The following is a 14,658-nucleotide window of genomic DNA, read 5'->3' on the forward strand; positions in this document are numbered from 1 at the left end:
CTCTTCTTCTTTCTAGTTGCCATGCAATGTGAGCTACCGTGGTGAGCAGAGCTAATTTGCCGCACCTTATCTTTTTTCCCAAGCACTATTCCTCACAAAACATCTGGATGAACCCATGCCCGTGTGGCTGGGCCGGGGACCGTAGCAACCGCTGCCTGTGCAGCGACGAACGTATCAACCGCTACCGCGCGCGGGTATCCGGCCCATTGCTGGACCGTATCGACCTGCATATCAGCGTGGCACGCATGGACGCGGTGGAGCTGCGGGAGAGTACGCCGCTGGGTGAACCCAGTGTTGCGGTACGTGCACGGGTGGAAGCCGCCCATGCCTGGCAGCAGGCGCGTGGCGGGCTGAATGCCCATCTGCCACCGGCGGCGCTGCGGGCATGCACGAAGCTGAGCGAGGCCGATCAGGACTTACTGGAGCAGGCAATTGAACGCCTGCAACTTTCCGCGCGGGCGATGCACCGGATTCTGCGGGTGGCGCGCACGATTGCGGATCTGGCGGGTTGCGAGGATATCCAGACCGCGCATCTGGCTGAGGCGATCGGCTATCGGCAGTTGGATCGGGGAAATGCATGAGCCTGATTGCCTGGAGCCCTCGTCCGCACGGGAGCAGCAACACTCAAAAAAATACCCCGGCCGCATGCCCAGAAGGACAGAGACGGTACCGGGGTGTACCTGACCACGCTACCGCACGGGAGACAAGCATTGCAATCCGCCGCAGTGGATGCGGCAGGTACATCTACCACGCACGGCCTTCTACCTACAGTTGAGCGCGAAGAGCGGTCGACTAACAGTCGACCCTACCAAGGGCAGGCATCACGCCGCGGAATCCACCCGCCCACGCTTCGCCAGCAACGCCACCCGACGGCTGACCAGCGCGTGGAGCTCCGCCAGCTCCGACGCCCGGCCAGCCGTCATGTTGTCGCCGAACAGCACCCGCGACAGTCCCGCCGCCTCACTGTCCTCCGGGTGCTGCCAACGGTCGCGATAGACCTTCTGGCACACCAGCCACGCCTGCGGCAGCCCGCCACCGGGCAGCGGGCGGACCACGCGTTCGTAGACCTGCCAGAACTGGTACTCGGCCCGCAGGTCGATGGCAGGCGCCACGGACAGCGCCTGCCGGGGCCGTCCTGCGCCCCGGATGCCGAACAGCGGGGTTCGCGGGTTGTGCTGTGCCATGCCGACAGCATGACCCAGCAACATTGTGGGAACCTTGCGTCGCTGCCAGAAAACCCCTGTTGTTTGCGCAAGGCAGGTTTGTAGGCGGGTTTTGGGGGTCAGAGCCCTTTGCTGCGCAAAGGGCTCTGACCCCGCCACCCCTTGCCTCAGAACGCCATCGAGGTGCTGAACATCAGCTGCCGGGGGGCGCTGCGCTGCAGGGTCTGGTAATCCCCCGAGAACGACGAGCCGGCGATGGTGGCAGTGCCGATGTTGTGGCGGTTGAACAGGTTGCTCACGTCCAGCCGCAGCTCCAGCCCCGGCACCACGCTGTCCGCACCGAAGCGGTAGGCGGCATAGGTGTTGACCTGCCAGAAGGTCGGCACGCGGATGTCGTTCTCGTAGGTGAAGGGCTGGCGCAGGTAGGAGGTGCTGGTGGCACCGAAGCGCCAATCACCGAAATGCGCCGACAGGTCGCTGACCAGCGAGATCTGCGGATAGCCCGGCTGGGCGTTGCCCTTGATCGGGTACACCGTGTCGCCCACCACGAAATCGCTGTCGTAGTACGAACGGGCCAAGGCCACACCCTGGTAGAACTGCAGGTGGTCGGTCAGGTCGGCGGTGATGCCGAGGTCGGCGCCGATCACGTGCATCTTCGGCATCAACCGCACGGTGTTGATCTGCGCGAACTGGGTGCCGATGGCGGCCGACAGCAGGCGGTTGCGGATGTCGTTGTAGAACACGTCGCCGGTGATCGTCAGCCGGTCGAAGCGGTGCGACGCGCCGACGGTCAGGTTCCAGTTCTTTTCCGGGCGCAGCGTGCCGGACACGCGGTCGAACTCTTCCTGGTCGGTGATGGTCCACGCCGAGGCGGTGTAGCCGATGTTGCCGCGCTGGGCCACGCGGTAGCCGTTCATGGTGTTGGCCAGGTCGATGAAGGCGTCGGTGGATTCGGTCGGGCTCCAGAACAGCGAGACGTGCGGCAGGAAGTTGCTCTTGGCCCCCAGCGTGCCGTTCACCGGCCGGTCCTTGGCATCCCCCAGGCCGCCACCGCTGGTGCGGAAGTCCACGGCCTTGAAGCCGACACCCAGCTTCAGCGTGTCGTTCAACACGATGTCGTCCTGCAGGTAGAACTGGCGCGAGCGGGTCACCCAGCTCGACGCGTTGTCGGTCTTGAACGCGGGGCCATACACATCGAACGGACCGGTGGCCTTCAGCGGCGGACCCTCGCCCAGCAGCGGCTGCTGGTACCACTCGGTCTTGGCCGCGGCCTTGCTCTTCTCCTGCCAGAAGCCGGCGGTGAACGTGTGCGCGCCGGTCTCGAACTGCAGGTTGAACATGCCACCCAGCCGATTCACACGCGGCGTCTGCACCTGTTCGGAGAACGGTGCGCCGTTTGGCGACGGCACGGTCGGGTCGGTGAGCGTGGCCTGGGTGTGGCTGTTGGCGTTGTACAGCTGCACGTTGCCACTCAGGGCCGGGCTGATCTGGAAGCGATGGTTGATCGAGGACACGCGATCGCGGGTGATCTGGCCGGTGTCGTACGGGATCAGTTCGGACAGCTCACCGCAGGTGTAGGCGCCGCAGGATTTGTCCGCATTCTCCGGCGAGGCCACGTACCACGCCCACGCATAATCGGGATAGAAGATGTCGGCCTTCCAGCCCAGCTTGCGGATCATGTCGAAGGAAATGTTGTTGTAGCCCCAGACCTTGGCCTTGCTGTCAGACAGGAACACGGTGAAATCGCCCCAGGCGACGTCCTGCTGCAGCTTCAGGTCGCCGCGCAGGAAGTTCTGCGTGCCCTCGCCCTGGTACTTGTCGGCGGACACGCGCTGCAGGTCGACCAGCACCTTCGGGCCGTGCTCACCGAGCTGGCCGCTCTGGCCGGACACGGTGGTGACCAGCGTGCTGTTGCTGCCCACGCCCTGCTTCACGCGCAGGCTGGGCGTGTCCTGCAGCTCGCGCAGCCGGTATTCCAGGCTGCCGCCGTTGACGCTGCTGGAGAACACGCTGACCGGTGCACCACCGGGGCTGACCGTGATCGCGCCGATGCCATCGGGCACGCCCACGTTCACCACGCTGGTGCCGGTAAGCGAGAGGAAGCCGTTGTCGTTCAGCGGCACGCCTTCGAAGGTGATGCCCATTTCGTTCATGCGGAAGCCGCGCACGAACAGGCTGGTGGCGGAGATATCCAGGCCCAGCCCGTCGGTGGCGGTGTAGCTGGCGCCCGGCACCTGCTTGAGCATGGCCAGGCCGTTGTTGCCGGTGACCATGGCGTCGAGGTCTTCGGCCTTGATGATGTAGCGGTTTGGACCGACCACCTGGGTGGGCGCAACGGCCGCACCGCGCGGGGTGGCGATGACCTGCAGGGCGTTCAAGGTGGTGGGGGTGTCATGTGCTGCGTCGTGCGTTTCTGCGGCGTACGCAGGTGCGGTGATGGCCGTGATGATGGCCAGGGCGAGGCGCGTCGTGGGTGGGGTGTTCATCGGCAGATCCAGGTGCAGGGAGAGAGCGGCGCAAGCGCACGCCCAGCGCGTTGCAGCACCGGTATCGGCGCCCTGGCTGGCGATGCGATTGCGTTGAGGGAGCGACGGCGCAGTGCGCGCCGGTCAGCAGACGAGGACGATCATCTGCTGCGGGATTCGGCGGGGTGATTTCGACGTGCGAAATTCTTGCATCGCACTGCCGCATTCGCCATTGCGCCGTGGTACAGCGCCGATGGCGATGGGGATGTATTGGCTATACGCAGGTATACATCGAAGTCAGGCTAGAGAGCAGTCGTGGAGTGCTTCCACTCATCGATCTGAGCCACAACGGCAGCATGCAGCTGGGCGGCATCAAGCTCATACGCATGGCGATCTACCTCTTCGTCGCAATACATGTCGGCAGCACAGAAGATGCTGGACAGGCACGTTGAAAGCGCTGCGTCATCCAAAGCCAGCAAGTCAAGATCGCGCTCGATCTTCCATAGCTCAATGTAGGACTCAGAGAAAACCTGTGCCGACATCCGCTCATTGACAAAGGACTGGGCAAACATCATCAACGTCCAGCTCATGATGTAGGCCGGATCATTGCAGAACGAAGCGCTCGATCGCGCGTGCCACGCCGTCATCGGCATTGCTGGTGGTTTCGAACCGCGCCACCGCCTTCACCGCGTCAATGGCATTGCCCATCGCCACGCTGGTACCGGCGTACTGCAGCATGGTCAGGTCGTTCTCCTGGTCACCGATGGCCATCACGTTGGCACGGTCGATGCCCAGGTGTTCGGCCAGCTTCTGCAGGCTCGGCCCCTTGCCGGCGCGGTGGTCGAACACTTCCAGGAAGAACGGTGCGCTCTTCAATACCGCGAAACGCTCGGTCAGTTCGGTAGGCAGGCGCGCGATGGCGGCATCCAGCACGTCGGGCGCGTCGATCATCATCAGCTTGATGAAGGACATGGACGGGTCCATGTCGGCCACGCGGCGATACGACAGTGGCATCCGCGAGAGATGCGAGTCGGCCACGGTGTAGTAGCTGATGTCCTGGTTGGGCGTATACATGCGCCGGCTGTCCAGCGCCTGGAAGTGCACACCAAGGTTGCGGGCCACCTGCTCGCAGAACAGGAAGTCGTCGAAGCTGAGCGGATACTCGACCACGGTTTCGCGCGTGCCGATGCGCTGCACCAGGCCGCCATTGCAGGCGATGCAGTAGTCGTCGTCGCCGGTGATGCCCAGCTCGTGCAGGAACGGCGCCAGGCCCGGAACCGGGCGGCCACTGGTCAGGACGATGTGCACGCCCAGCGCGCGCGCCTGCGCGATCGCCCGCTTGGCCCGGGCGGTAAGCGTGTGGGTGGGGTCCAGCAGGGTGCCATCCATGTCGATGGCGACCAGTTCGATGGTCGATTGCCGGCGGCCCATATCCATTGCGTTCAACTCGTGCGGGGCATGCCAGTTTAACCCCTCATGCCCGGTTCACCTCTTTGCCCACGTTGGCCGGGATACTGCAGAACCCTGTGCGTCCCCCACCGCAGGACGGCCCGCTGACCGCCCTTCCCTGGAGAACCTTGCGACGCATGACCTACCGTGCCCCCGAAACCAACGACAGCGCGCCCCTGGCCCAGCAGATCGAGCAGATGATCGACGAGCTGCCCGGCGACCAGGTGCGCGTCGGCACCCTGCTTAGCGCGCTGGGCGATGAAGGCCTGCTGCTGATCGTGATCCTGCTCTCGGCCATCTTCATCATTCCGGTGTCGATTCCCGGGCTGAGCACGGTGTTTGGCGCCTCGATCCTGCTGATCGGCCTGAGCCGCGTGCGCAACCGCCCGCTGTGGGTGCCGCAGAAACTGGCGCGCCGCGAGATCGCCACCGACAAGCTGAAGGCCAACCTGGGCCGTGCGCTGAAATGGGTGCACCGCATGGAGCGGCTGTCGCGGCCGATGCGGCTGGCGGTGATGGTGCGCTCGAAGAAGATGATGCGTCTGAACAACCTGATGCTGGTGTTCGCGACCCTGCTGCTGATGGCGCCGGCCGGGCCGATTCCGTTCAGCAATACCTTGCCGGCGCTGGCGCTGATGTCGTTTGCGATTGGCTTCATCCAGCGCGATGGCGCGGCGGTGGCAGCCGGTTATGGCTTCGTCGCGGCCACGGTGGTGTATTTCGGCGTACTGCTGGGCGGCGTGGGGTTTGCTGCCGAGTCGGTGTTCAGCGGGCTGCGCGCGGCGCCTTCGGAAGTGTAGCGCCGGGCCCACGCTCGGCTGCTTCTGGCCTTTTGTAGAGTCGAGCCATGCTCGACTGCTGCTGGCAGAAGCAGTCGAGCATGGCTCGACTCTACAAAGGCCGGATCCACAGCAGTCGAGCATGGCTCGACTCTACAAAGGCCGGATCCACAGCAGTCGGGCGTGGCTCGACGCTACACCGCTATTTCGCAGACACCCGCCACACCACGTCGCCCACGTCGTCGGCGACCAGCAGTGCGCCTTCGGCGTCCATCGCCATGCCCACCGGTGCGCCCATCAGGGTCTTCTCGTCCTTTGAGGCGAAACCACTGACCACCGTCTGCGGCCGCCCGGTCGGCTTGCCGTCCTTGAAAGGCACGTAGACCACTTCGTAGCCGCTCAGCGGCGAGCGGTCCCAGCTGCCGTGCTCGCCGATGAAGGCGCCACCGTGGTACTGCGCCGGCAGTGCCTGGCCGGTGTAGAACAGCAGGCCCAGCGGTGCCACGTGCGAGCCGATGGCGTAGTCGGGCACGATCGCCTTGGCCACCAGGTCCGGCCGCTGCGGCTGCACGCGCTCGTCCACGTGCTGGCCGTAGTAGCTGTAGGGCCACCCGTAGAAGCCATCCTCCTTCACCGAGGTGAGGTAGTCCGGCACCAGGTCGGCACCGATCTCGTCGCGCTCGTTTGCCACCGCCCACAGCTTGCCGGTACTCGGCTCCCAGTCCAGCCCGGTCGGATTGCGGATGCCCGAGGCGTAGATGCGGCTGCCGCGGGTGGCCACGTCCACTTCCAGCACCACCGCGCGGCGGTACTCGACGGCCAGGCCGTTCTCGGTGATGTTGCTGTTGGAGCCCACGCCCACATACAGCTTGCTGCCATCACGGCTGGCCAGCAGTTCCTTGGTCCAGTGGTGGTTGATGGTGCTGGGCAGGTCGGTGAACTCGCGGCCCTTGTCGGACATGCGGATTTCACCGGGTACGTAGTGGTACTGCACGATGTTGCCGGTGTTGGCCACGTACAGCGTGTCGCCGATCAGCTGGATGCCGAACGGCGAATGCAGGCCTTCGATGTAGACATGCTGGGTCCAGGTGTTCGTTCCCGGTGTGCGGCGCAGCAGGGTGACCCGGTTGCCGCCCTTGCCGGCCTTGCCCGAGCGCGCCTTCACCTTGCCGGCGATCCACTGCTTGGGCGTGGTGACCGGTTCTTCACCGGGGCCATTGCCTTCCACCACCAGCACATCGCCATTGGGCAGGGTCAGCAGGCGCCGCGGATGCAGCAGGTTGGCGGCGATGCGTTCGATCTTCAGGCCGTCGGCCACGGTGGGCGACTGGCCGTCGGCCCAGCCGACGCCCGTGGGCACCTGCATCGGCGGCATCAGGAAGTTCTTCGGTGCCGGCAACGGCGGTTGTGCACCGGACTGGTCAGCGGGATGGTATTCGGCCTTGCCGGCACAGGCCGACAGCGTCACGGCCAGCGCCAGGGCGCCCACGGTGGGCAGGATGTGCTTAGCCATGACGACCTCCCTGCAGCACCGGCGGCTGCATCGACAGGAGGATCAGGCCCAGGGCGATCAGGGCCACGGTCAGCGCCGACAGGATCGTGCCCGGCACCGCGACGGCATAGGCATCGCGGCTGTGCACGAAGGCGTTCCAGATGGCCAGCACGACCGCGACCAGGTTGAGGAAGAAGTCGATGCGGTCGATGCGGGTGGCGGTGCCGTTGCGGCGCCAGACCGCGAACAGGTTGATCAGGCGCGGAATGATGGCGATCAGCAGGCCGAAGGTGATCAGCCAGGCGGCCGCCTTGCCCCACATCACCTCGGCGCTGTTGAGATAGATCGCGTCGAAGATCAGCGCGCCGACGAAGAAGCCGAAGGGTATCGGGTTCAACAGGCTGAACAGCGTGGTGCCGAGGCCGCGATGGGCCTGGGCGAGCGGATTGACCATCATCGTGCTCCGTGCGGAAGGGTGCACGGGCTGTAGTAGCACAGCGCGATGTGAGGGCGCGCGATGACGCCGGGATGGGGCTGCCACGCCCGCCGGACGGGCACCGTGCTACGTGGATTCGTCCTCGCGCACCTCGTGGAAGGGCAGCATCGTCTCGAAGCCGAATTCGTGTTCCATGCTGGTGCGGACCAGGCCGCCGATGGCGTAGCGGCTGGTGTTGGCATGCACGTCGATGCCACCGGGCCGCCATTCGGCGCGCAGATGCAGCGTCTCCGCGCGCCGCATGACGATCCGCTCCTCCTGCAGCAGCGCGCGACGGTGCTTCTTCATCAACAGGCGCAGCGGCTTCACCGTGGTGATGCCGAATGCTGCCAGTTCGGGCAGCAACTCGGCGATATCGGCATCGTCGCCATAGTCGTGGCTGCGCGTATGCACGGCCAGCACCACCTTGCGGATGGCGGCGACCGAGAGCTGGGTCTGGTCTGCGCGCGCACGGCCGCGCTGCCGTTCGTTCTTCATGTGTGTGGTCATCTGCAAGTAGTTCTCCCTGTTCCCCACTACTCAAATTCAACCGCGCGAAGATGGCGTGAAGATGTTTGTGTGCACTGTCATAACCAGACGTACTAAGTGTTTGTGACGCAATTGGCACATCTGCAGATTGCCTATGTGAAGAGGTAGGGGGTTGTTCGTTGTGTCGCGTTTGGCTCGTTGCGATGGGGCAGTCCCGCCCCGCCGTCCTGCCATGCCGATTCACAACAGAAGGATTCGTGTATGAAGCGACACACGCAACGCTCCGCGCCACCGCGCTCCGCGCGCCTGGCCCTTGCCACTGCCCTGGTGCTGGGCAGCCTGGCCGCCACCGCCCAGGCCCAACAGGCCGATCCACTGGCGGGCATCCAGTGGCACCTGCTCAACACCGGGCAGACGGTACCGGCCGACACGCTGCCGGTGGCCGGCAACGATCTGAACGTGGATGGCCTGTTCCGCAACGGCATCCGCGGCCAGGGCGTCACCATCGCCATCGTCGATGACGGCCTGCAGATCGCGCATCCGGACCTGGCGGCCAACGTGGCGGCGGTGGCCGGCAAGAACTTCACCAACGGTTCGAACAACCCCACCCCCACCAACCCGGATGTCGACAACCACGGCACCATGGTCGGCGGCATCGCCGGTGCGGTGGGCGCCAACAACCTGGGCGTGCGCGGTGTGGCCCCGGCAGCGACGCTGAAGGGCTTCAATCCGATTTCGCGCTCAGCCCTGGGCAACCAGCAGAGCAACATCGAGTACGCCTGGTGGGATGGCGCGGAATCGGCCGACGTGCAGGTGTTCAACAACAGCTGGGGCGCCGGCCCGGGCAATCCGAACCTGCCGCTGGCGTACAGCGAAAACACGATTCGTTCGTACGAGCAGGCACTGTCGGGCACGCGTGGTGGCCGCGGCGGCATCTACGTGAAGTCGGCCGGCAACAACTTCAACAATGCCTCGATCAGCCAGACCCAGGATGTCTGCACCACCGACACCAAGAACCGCAACACCGGCTGCGTGCCGGCCGGCCGCGATCCGCGCAACAACCTGTTCAACGTGATCACCGTAGGCGCGGTGCGCGCCGATGGCGTGCGCTCGTCGTACTCCTCCACCGGCTCGGCCCTGTGGGTGTCGGCCTTTGGCGGCGAGTACGGCCTGCAGGCGCAGTACGCCCCCGGCCTGGTGGCACGCGCCTACGATCCGGCCATCGTCACCACCGACGTGACCGGGTGCGCGCAGGGCAGCAACAAGAACACCAACCGCCAGAACACGCTGGACAGCAACCTGTCGGCCATCGACAGCACCTGCAACTACACCGCCAAGATGAACGGCACCTCGGCGTCGGCGCCGATGGTCTCGGGCGTGGCGGCACTGGTGCTGGAAGCCAATCCGAACCTGTCCTATCGCGATGTGAAGTACATCCTGGCCACCACCGCCACCCGCAACCACCCGAACCAGCCGGCGGTGACGCTGGCCGACGGGCGCACGCTGGTGCCGGGCTGGACGGTGAATGCGGCCAACCGTGCCTACAGCAACTGGTATGGCTTCGGTGTGGTCAACGCTGCGCGTGCAGTGCAGGTCGCCGAGAACTTCCAGTCGCTGGGACCGCTGGTCGACAGCGGCTGGCGCAACACGACCCGTACCGTGGCCATCGGCAACACCTCGGCTGCCGCCGCACGCCTGACCTTCCAGTTGGCCAACGGCGCGCGCAACATCGAAAGCGTGCAGCTGGGCTTCCGGGTCAACCACCGCAACACGCGCCAGCTGCAGTTCGTGCTGGTGTCGCCCAGCGGCACCCGCAGCGTGGTGCAGCCGGCGTTCACCGCGATCGGTTCGGGCACGGGTGGCGCGCAGAGCAACTTCACCAGCTGGGACCTGCTGTCCAGCAATGCCTTCCTGGATGAGAATGCCAGCGGCACCTGGACGCTGGAAGTGACCGACATGGGGCAGGCCGCGACCGCAGCATCGCGCGGCAACCTCGAATTCTTCAAGATCCGCGTTCTGGGGCACTGATGATGAAGACCACCATTCTGTTGAGCACGCTCGCCTTCGCGGCGATGACCTCCCCTGCCTGGGCACAGAGCTCGGGGCAGACTCCTCCGGCCAGGACCCTGTCGACCGTGGATGCGCAGGAACTGAAGGCGTCCGCTACCGGCCGCTCGTTCGATGTGGGCGGCACGCGCTTCCAGCTGTCTCCCTCGACCACGGTGAAGCAGGCCAGCGGCGGTCAGTTCACGATCACCCCGCAGGCGGCGGCGACCACCAGTTCGCGCACCAAGCGTTCGCTGGATAGTGCGGCGGCCGCGCCTGCTGATGCCGGTGCCGGCAAGTTCGCGGCAGCGGTCTCCCGTGACGGAGCGCCGGTGGTGGCGACGTCGCGGGTCAAGGTGTTCTTCACCGATGCAGCCTCGGCCCAGCGTGCGGCAACCGCCACCGGTGGCACCGTGGTGAAGGTTTCCAAGGCTTCGGGCCAGGCCATCGTGGAGTACCCGTCGGTGAACGCGGCGCTGGATGCGAGCACCAAGCTGCTGTCCACCGCCGGTATCCGCGCCACCGAGCCGGACGTGGTGCAGTGGGAAGAGACCAAGTAAGGCGTTGAGTGGTGCCCCTGGCCGGTTGGCTCTCCTGGCCGGCCGGGGATTGATGTCAGGGTGTGCCGACCAACGGTCGGCACCCACCGCGGCAGAGGTGGCGTCAGCGGGCGGCGAGTGTGTCGCTGTGCCTTGGGCTGCAGCTGGCCAGCGGACCGTTGCCGGCGGCCGGGTGGCCGGGCTCGAGCAGCAGGCGCTGCACGTCGGAGAACAGCTTGTCCACCGGCATGCCGTACGGCGCGAACAGGCGCAGGCGGCCCTGGCGGTCGAACACGTAGCCACCGGCGATGTGGCTCATGGTGTACGTATCCGGTACCTGGCCGGGCTCTTTCTCGTAGAACGCCTTGAAGTCGCTGGCCATCGCTGCCAGCTGCGCTTCGTTGCCGACCAGCGCGATCGCCTTGGGGTCGAACGCTTCCACATAGGTACGCGCCACCTCCGGCGTGTCGCGGGCCGGGTCGACGCTGACGAACACCACCTGCAGCTGATCGGCATCCTTGCCCATCAGGTGCTTCACCTGGCTCAGCTCGACCATCGTGGTCGGGCACACGTCCGGGCAGCTGGTGAAGCCGAAGAACAGATAGGTCACCTGCCCCTGCAGGTCGTTCGGGCCACGCACGGTGCCGTGGCTGTCGGGCATCGACCAGTGCTGGCCGAGTTCTTCGCAGGCGATGTCCTTGGAATAGAAGTCCATGCGCGACTGCGCGCTGCAGCCGGCCAGCAGGCCGAGCAGCAGGCCTGCGGCCAGCCGCAGGCCACGATGGGGGAACGCAATGCCTTTCACGGTTCGCAGGCTCAGTTGATCATCATGTGGTAGTGCATGCTCCAGATGATCCAGACCGACAGCGCGACGACGATGAACAGGATCACCAGGGTGAACACGAAGCTGGCCAGGTTCCAGCCGCCTTCGGATTTGCGGTCCATGTGCAGGAAATAGACCAGCTGCACCAGGATCTGCGCCACCGCGAAGCCGACCAGCAGGAACAGCGTGAGCGGCCGCGACAGCACCGGGTTCATCACCAGTGCGAACGGCACCACGGTCAGCAGCGCGCACAGCACGAAGCCGATCAGGTAGGACTTGGTGGAGCCGTGCGCATTGCCGGCGCGCGAGGTTTCGACGTGGGCCATGTCAGAAGGCTCCGATCAGGTAGACGAAGGTGAAGACGCAGATCCACACCAGGTCCAGGAAGTGCCAGAACAGGCTCAGGCACGACACGCGGGTGATGTTGGTCGGGGTCAGGCCACGGCGGTAGACCTGATGCATGACCACCGCCATCCAGATCAGGCCGCTGGCCACGTGCAGGCCGTGGGTGGCGACCAGCGCGAAGAACGCCGACAGGTAGGCGCTGGTGCTCGGGCCCGCGCCTTCGTGGATCAGGTGCGAGAACTCGTAGATCTCCATGCCGATGAACGAGGCACCGAGCACGAAGGTCACGCCCAGCCAGCGCAGCACTGCCGAGGTGTCGTGGCGATGCATCGCCAGCACGGCCTGGCCGTAGGTGATGCTGGAGACCAGCAGCAGGAAGGTCTCGGCCATCACGAACGGCAGCGAGAACAGCTCCTTGCCGGTGGGGCCGCCGGCGTAGGCGGTGCTGAGCACCGCGTACGAGGCGAACAGCGAACCGAACAGCACCAGGTCGGACATGAGGTAGACCCACATGCCGAACACCTTCATGCCGCCCTGTTCGTGGCCATGGTCGTGTTCGTGGTGGTCCTCTTGCGCCTGCGTGTCGCTGGCCAGCTCCGGGCGGGTCAACAGGTTCATGCGCGTACCTCCTTCAACTTGGCCAGGCTGGCCGCTTCGGTGCGCGCCACCTCTTCGGAACTGACGTAGTAGTCCACGTCCTCGTCGTAGGACCGCACGATCAGGGTGACGATCATCGCGATGAAGCTGGCCGCGGCCATCCACCAGATGTGCCAGACCAGGGCGAAGCACAGCACCAGGATCCAGATGTTGAGGATCAGCGGCACGCCGGTGTTCTTCGGCATGTGGATCGGTGCGTACTTCTTCGGCGGCGGCGGCAGGCCACGCTTCTTCGCTTCGTGGAAGGCATCCAGCTCATCGGCCTTGGGCACCACGGCGAAGTTGTAGAACGGCGGCGGCGACGGCGTGGCCCATTCCAGCGTGCGTGCATTCCACGGGTCGCCGGTCAGGTCCAGGTTGCGCTTGCGGTCGCGCACGCTCACGTAGATCTGCACCAGCATCAGGATGATGCCGGCGAACACGAACAGTGCACCGATGAAGGCGGCGATCAGGTACGGCGTCCACGCCGGGTTGTCGTACTGGTTCATGCGGCGGGTCATGCCCATGAAGCCGAGCATGTACAGCGGCATGAAGGCCAGGTAGAAGCCGATCACCCAGCAGGCGAACGACCACTTGCCAAGGCGCTCGTTGAGGGTGAAGCCGAACACCTTCGGGAACCAGTAGGCGAAGCCGGCCAGGTAGCCGAATAGTGCGCCGCCGATGATGGTGTTGTGGAAGTGCGCGACCAGGAACAGGCTGTTGTGCAGCAGGAAGTCCGCGCCCGGGATGGCCAGCAGCACGCCGGTCATGCCACCGATGGTGAAGGTGACCAGGAAGGCGATGGTCCACAGCATCGGCACGCTGAACTCGACGCGGCCACCGTACATGGTGAACAGCCAGGTGAAGATCTTCACGCCGGTGGGAATGGCGATGATCATCGTCATGATGCCGAAGAAGGCATTGACGCTGGCACCGGAACCCATGGTGAAGAAGTGGTGCAGCCAGACGATGAACGACAGGATGCCGATCGCCAGCGTGGCGCCCACCATCGACTTGTAGCCGAACAGCTTCTTGCGCGCGAACGTGGCGGTCACTTCGGAGAAGATGCCGAACGCCGGCAGCACCAGGATGTACACCTCCGGATGGCCCCAGGCCCACACCAGGTTCACGTACATCATCGGGTTGCCACCCAACGTGTTGGTGTAGAAGTTGAAGTCCAGGTAGCGGTCCAGGGTGAGCGCACCCAGCGCCACGGTCAGGATCGGGAAGGCGGCGATGATGATCACGCTGGTGACCAGCACGGTCCAGGTGAACACCGGCATCTTCATCAGCGTCATGCCCGGCGCACGCATGCGCAGGATGGTGATGAACAGGTTGACGCCGGTCAGCAATGTGCCGATGCCCGAAGCCTGCAACGCCCAGATGTAGTAATCGACACCGACTCCTGGACTGAACTCGATGCCCGACAGCGGCGGATAGGCCACCCAGCCGGTCATGGCGAACTCGCCAACGCCGAGCGAGATCATCATCAGCGCGGCGCCGACCACGAAGATCCAGAAGCTGAAGGCGTTGAGGAACGGGAACGCCATGTCGCGTGCGCCGATCTGCAGCGGCACGATGATGTTCATCAGGCCGACCACGAACGGAGTGGCCACGAAGAAGATCATGATCACGCCGTGCGCGGTGAAGATCTGGTCGTAGTGCTCCGGTGGCAGGAAGCCATCACTGCCCGGCCCGGCCGCGGCCAGCTGCGCGCGCATCATCAGCGCATCGGCGAAGCCACGCACCAGCATGACCAGCGCCACCACCACGTACATGATGCCGATCTTCTTGTGGTCCACGGTGGTGAACCAGTCACGCCACAACGGGCCCCACAGCTTGAAGTACGTCACCGCGCCGAGCAGCGCGAGGCCACCCAGCACCATGGCCGCCAGTGTGACCACGACGATCGGCTCGTGCAGCGGCACGGCCTCCCACGTCAATTTACCCAACATGT

General features: G+C 65.2%; 14 protein-coding genes and 1 pseudogene. 4 read left to right on the forward strand and 11 right to left on the reverse strand.

Annotated elements, in window-relative coordinates:
- Positions 1-107: 107 nt before the first annotated feature.
- Positions 108-581: pseudogene (locus ACZK1G_RS20975) on the forward strand (magnesium chelatase subunit ChlI family protein); the annotation flags it as partial.
- Positions 582-821: 240 nt separating this feature from the next.
- Here the strand turns inward: ACZK1G_RS20975 and ACZK1G_RS20980 are convergent.
- The 4 genes from ACZK1G_RS20980 to yidA form a co-directional block, all read right to left on the reverse strand.
- The gene (locus ACZK1G_RS20980) at positions 822-1,208 is read right to left on the reverse strand and encodes a hypothetical protein (protein WP_197622161.1); all 387 of its coding nucleotides are present in this window, start codon (positions 1,206-1,208) and stop codon (positions 822-824) included.
- Between the two features lie 122 nt (positions 1,209-1,330).
- Positions 1,331-3,649 carry a TonB-dependent receptor gene (locus ACZK1G_RS20985; RefSeq protein ID WP_197621966.1) on the reverse strand — a complete coding sequence of 773 codons (2,319 nt, stop codon included), beginning with the start codon at positions 3,647-3,649 and terminating at the stop codon, positions 1,331-1,333.
- A gap of 281 nt (positions 3,650-3,930) precedes the next feature.
- Positions 3,931-4,218 (reverse strand): colicin immunity domain-containing protein, encoded by a 288-nt coding sequence (locus ACZK1G_RS20990; protein WP_236251747.1) that lies wholly within the window; start codon positions 4,216-4,218, stop codon positions 3,931-3,933.
- A gap of 13 nt (positions 4,219-4,231) precedes the next feature.
- Complete coding sequence (gene yidA, locus ACZK1G_RS20995) at positions 4,232-5,065, reverse strand: sugar-phosphatase (protein ID WP_101766234.1); 834 nt, start codon at positions 5,063-5,065, stop codon at positions 4,232-4,234.
- Between the two features lie 149 nt (positions 5,066-5,214).
- Between yidA and ACZK1G_RS21000 the strand changes: the two genes are divergently transcribed.
- A complete protein-coding gene (locus ACZK1G_RS21000) occupies positions 5,215-5,877 on the forward strand; it encodes an exopolysaccharide biosynthesis protein (protein WP_101766235.1) in 663 nt (220 codons plus the stop codon).
- 181 nt (positions 5,878-6,058) lie between these two features.
- Here the strand turns inward: ACZK1G_RS21000 and ACZK1G_RS21005 are convergent, their stop codons facing one another.
- The 3 genes from ACZK1G_RS21005 to ACZK1G_RS21015 all read right to left on the reverse strand — a co-directional run bounded on the left by ACZK1G_RS21005 (position 6,059) and on the right by ACZK1G_RS21015 (position 8,321).
- Complete coding sequence (locus ACZK1G_RS21005) at positions 6,059-7,369, reverse strand: PQQ-dependent sugar dehydrogenase (RefSeq protein WP_101766236.1); 1,311 nt, start codon at positions 7,367-7,369, stop codon at positions 6,059-6,061.
- Positions 7,362-7,802, reverse strand: coding sequence for a DUF2231 domain-containing protein (locus tag ACZK1G_RS21010; protein WP_014038797.1), 441 nt, complete (start codon positions 7,800-7,802; stop codon positions 7,362-7,364). The genes ACZK1G_RS21005 and ACZK1G_RS21010 overlap by 8 nt, the downstream gene beginning before the upstream one ends.
- A 108-nt stretch (positions 7,803-7,910) precedes the next feature.
- Entirely contained in the window at positions 7,911-8,321 is a 411-nt protein-coding gene (locus tag ACZK1G_RS21015; protein WP_233490809.1) for a hypothetical protein, read from the reverse strand.
- Between the two features lie 252 nt (positions 8,322-8,573).
- Here ACZK1G_RS21015 and ACZK1G_RS21020 point away from each other — a divergent pair, with 252 nt between their 5' ends.
- The gene (locus ACZK1G_RS21020; protein ID WP_014038799.1) at positions 8,574-10,340 is read left to right on the forward strand and encodes a S8 family serine peptidase; all 1,767 of its coding nucleotides are present in this window, start codon (positions 8,574-8,576) and stop codon (positions 10,338-10,340) included.
- Positions 10,340-10,918 (forward strand): hypothetical protein, encoded by a 579-nt coding sequence (locus ACZK1G_RS21025; RefSeq protein WP_014038800.1) that lies wholly within the window; start codon positions 10,340-10,342, stop codon positions 10,916-10,918. Before ACZK1G_RS21020 ends, ACZK1G_RS21025 begins: the two co-directional genes overlap by 1 nt.
- A 103-nt stretch (positions 10,919-11,021) precedes the next feature.
- Here ACZK1G_RS21025 and ACZK1G_RS21030 read toward each other — a convergent pair whose 3' ends face one another.
- From ACZK1G_RS21030 to cyoB, 4 genes are read right to left on the reverse strand one after another with little or no spacing between them, the layout of a single operon-like run.
- Positions 11,022-11,702 carry an SCO family protein gene (locus tag ACZK1G_RS21030; RefSeq protein WP_101766237.1) on the reverse strand — a complete coding sequence of 227 codons (681 nt, stop codon included), beginning with the start codon at positions 11,700-11,702 and terminating at the stop codon, positions 11,022-11,024.
- An 11-nt stretch (positions 11,703-11,713) separates the two neighbouring features.
- A complete protein-coding gene (cyoD, locus tag ACZK1G_RS21035; protein ID WP_006399830.1) occupies positions 11,714-12,046 on the reverse strand; it encodes a cytochrome o ubiquinol oxidase subunit IV in 333 nt (110 codons plus the stop codon).
- A gap of 1 nt (position 12,047) precedes the next feature.
- Complete coding sequence (gene cyoC, locus ACZK1G_RS21040; protein WP_080347486.1) at positions 12,048-12,683, reverse strand: cytochrome o ubiquinol oxidase subunit III; 636 nt, start codon at positions 12,681-12,683, stop codon at positions 12,048-12,050.
- Positions 12,680-14,656 (reverse strand): cytochrome o ubiquinol oxidase subunit I, encoded by a 1,977-nt coding sequence (gene cyoB, locus ACZK1G_RS21045; protein WP_014038802.1) that lies wholly within the window; start codon positions 14,654-14,656, stop codon positions 12,680-12,682. Before cyoB ends, cyoC begins: the two co-directional genes overlap by 4 nt.
- Positions 14,657-14,658: the final 2 nt, after the last annotated feature.

It is taken from the genome of Stenotrophomonas sp. 109824_Sma, from assembly GCF_056480025.1.

Excerpts from the sequence above, each read along its gene's own strand:
- cyoC (WP_080347486.1), bottom strand. The coding sequence starts at position 12,683 with ATGAACCTGTTGACCCGCCCGGAGCTGGCCAGCGACACGCAGGCGCAA.
- ACZK1G_RS21000 (WP_101766235.1), top strand. The coding sequence starts at position 5,215 with ATGACCTACCGTGCCCCCGAAACCAACGACAGCGCGCCCCTGGCCCAG.
- ACZK1G_RS21010 (WP_014038797.1), bottom strand. The coding sequence starts at position 7,802 with ATGGTCAATCCGCTCGCCCAGGCCCATCGCGGCCTCGGCACCACGCTG.
- ACZK1G_RS20990 (WP_236251747.1), bottom strand. The coding sequence starts at position 4,218 with ATGAGCTGGACGTTGATGATGTTTGCCCAGTCCTTTGTCAATGAGCGG.
- ACZK1G_RS21005 (WP_101766236.1), bottom strand. The coding sequence starts at position 7,369 with ATGGCTAAGCACATCCTGCCCACCGTGGGCGCCCTGGCGCTGGCCGTG.
- cyoD (WP_006399830.1), bottom strand. The coding sequence starts at position 12,046 with ATGGCCCACGTCGAAACCTCGCGCGCCGGCAATGCGCACGGCTCCACC.
- ACZK1G_RS20985 (WP_197621966.1), bottom strand. The coding sequence starts at position 3,649 with ATGAACACCCCACCCACGACGCGCCTCGCCCTGGCCATCATCACGGCC.
- yidA (WP_101766234.1), bottom strand. The coding sequence starts at position 5,065 with ATGGATATGGGCCGCCGGCAATCGACCATCGAACTGGTCGCCATCGAC.
- ACZK1G_RS21025 (WP_014038800.1), top strand. The coding sequence starts at position 10,340 with ATGATGAAGACCACCATTCTGTTGAGCACGCTCGCCTTCGCGGCGATG.
- cyoB (WP_014038802.1), bottom strand. The coding sequence starts at position 14,656 with ATGTTGGGTAAATTGACGTGGGAGGCCGTGCCGCTGCACGAGCCGATC.
- ACZK1G_RS20980 (WP_197622161.1), bottom strand. The coding sequence starts at position 1,208 with ATGTTGCTGGGTCATGCTGTCGGCATGGCACAGCACAACCCGCGAACC.
- ACZK1G_RS21020 (WP_014038799.1), top strand. The coding sequence starts at position 8,574 with ATGAAGCGACACACGCAACGCTCCGCGCCACCGCGCTCCGCGCGCCTG.
- ACZK1G_RS21015 (WP_233490809.1), bottom strand. The coding sequence starts at position 8,321 with ATGAAGAACGAACGGCAGCGCGGCCGTGCGCGCGCAGACCAGACCCAG.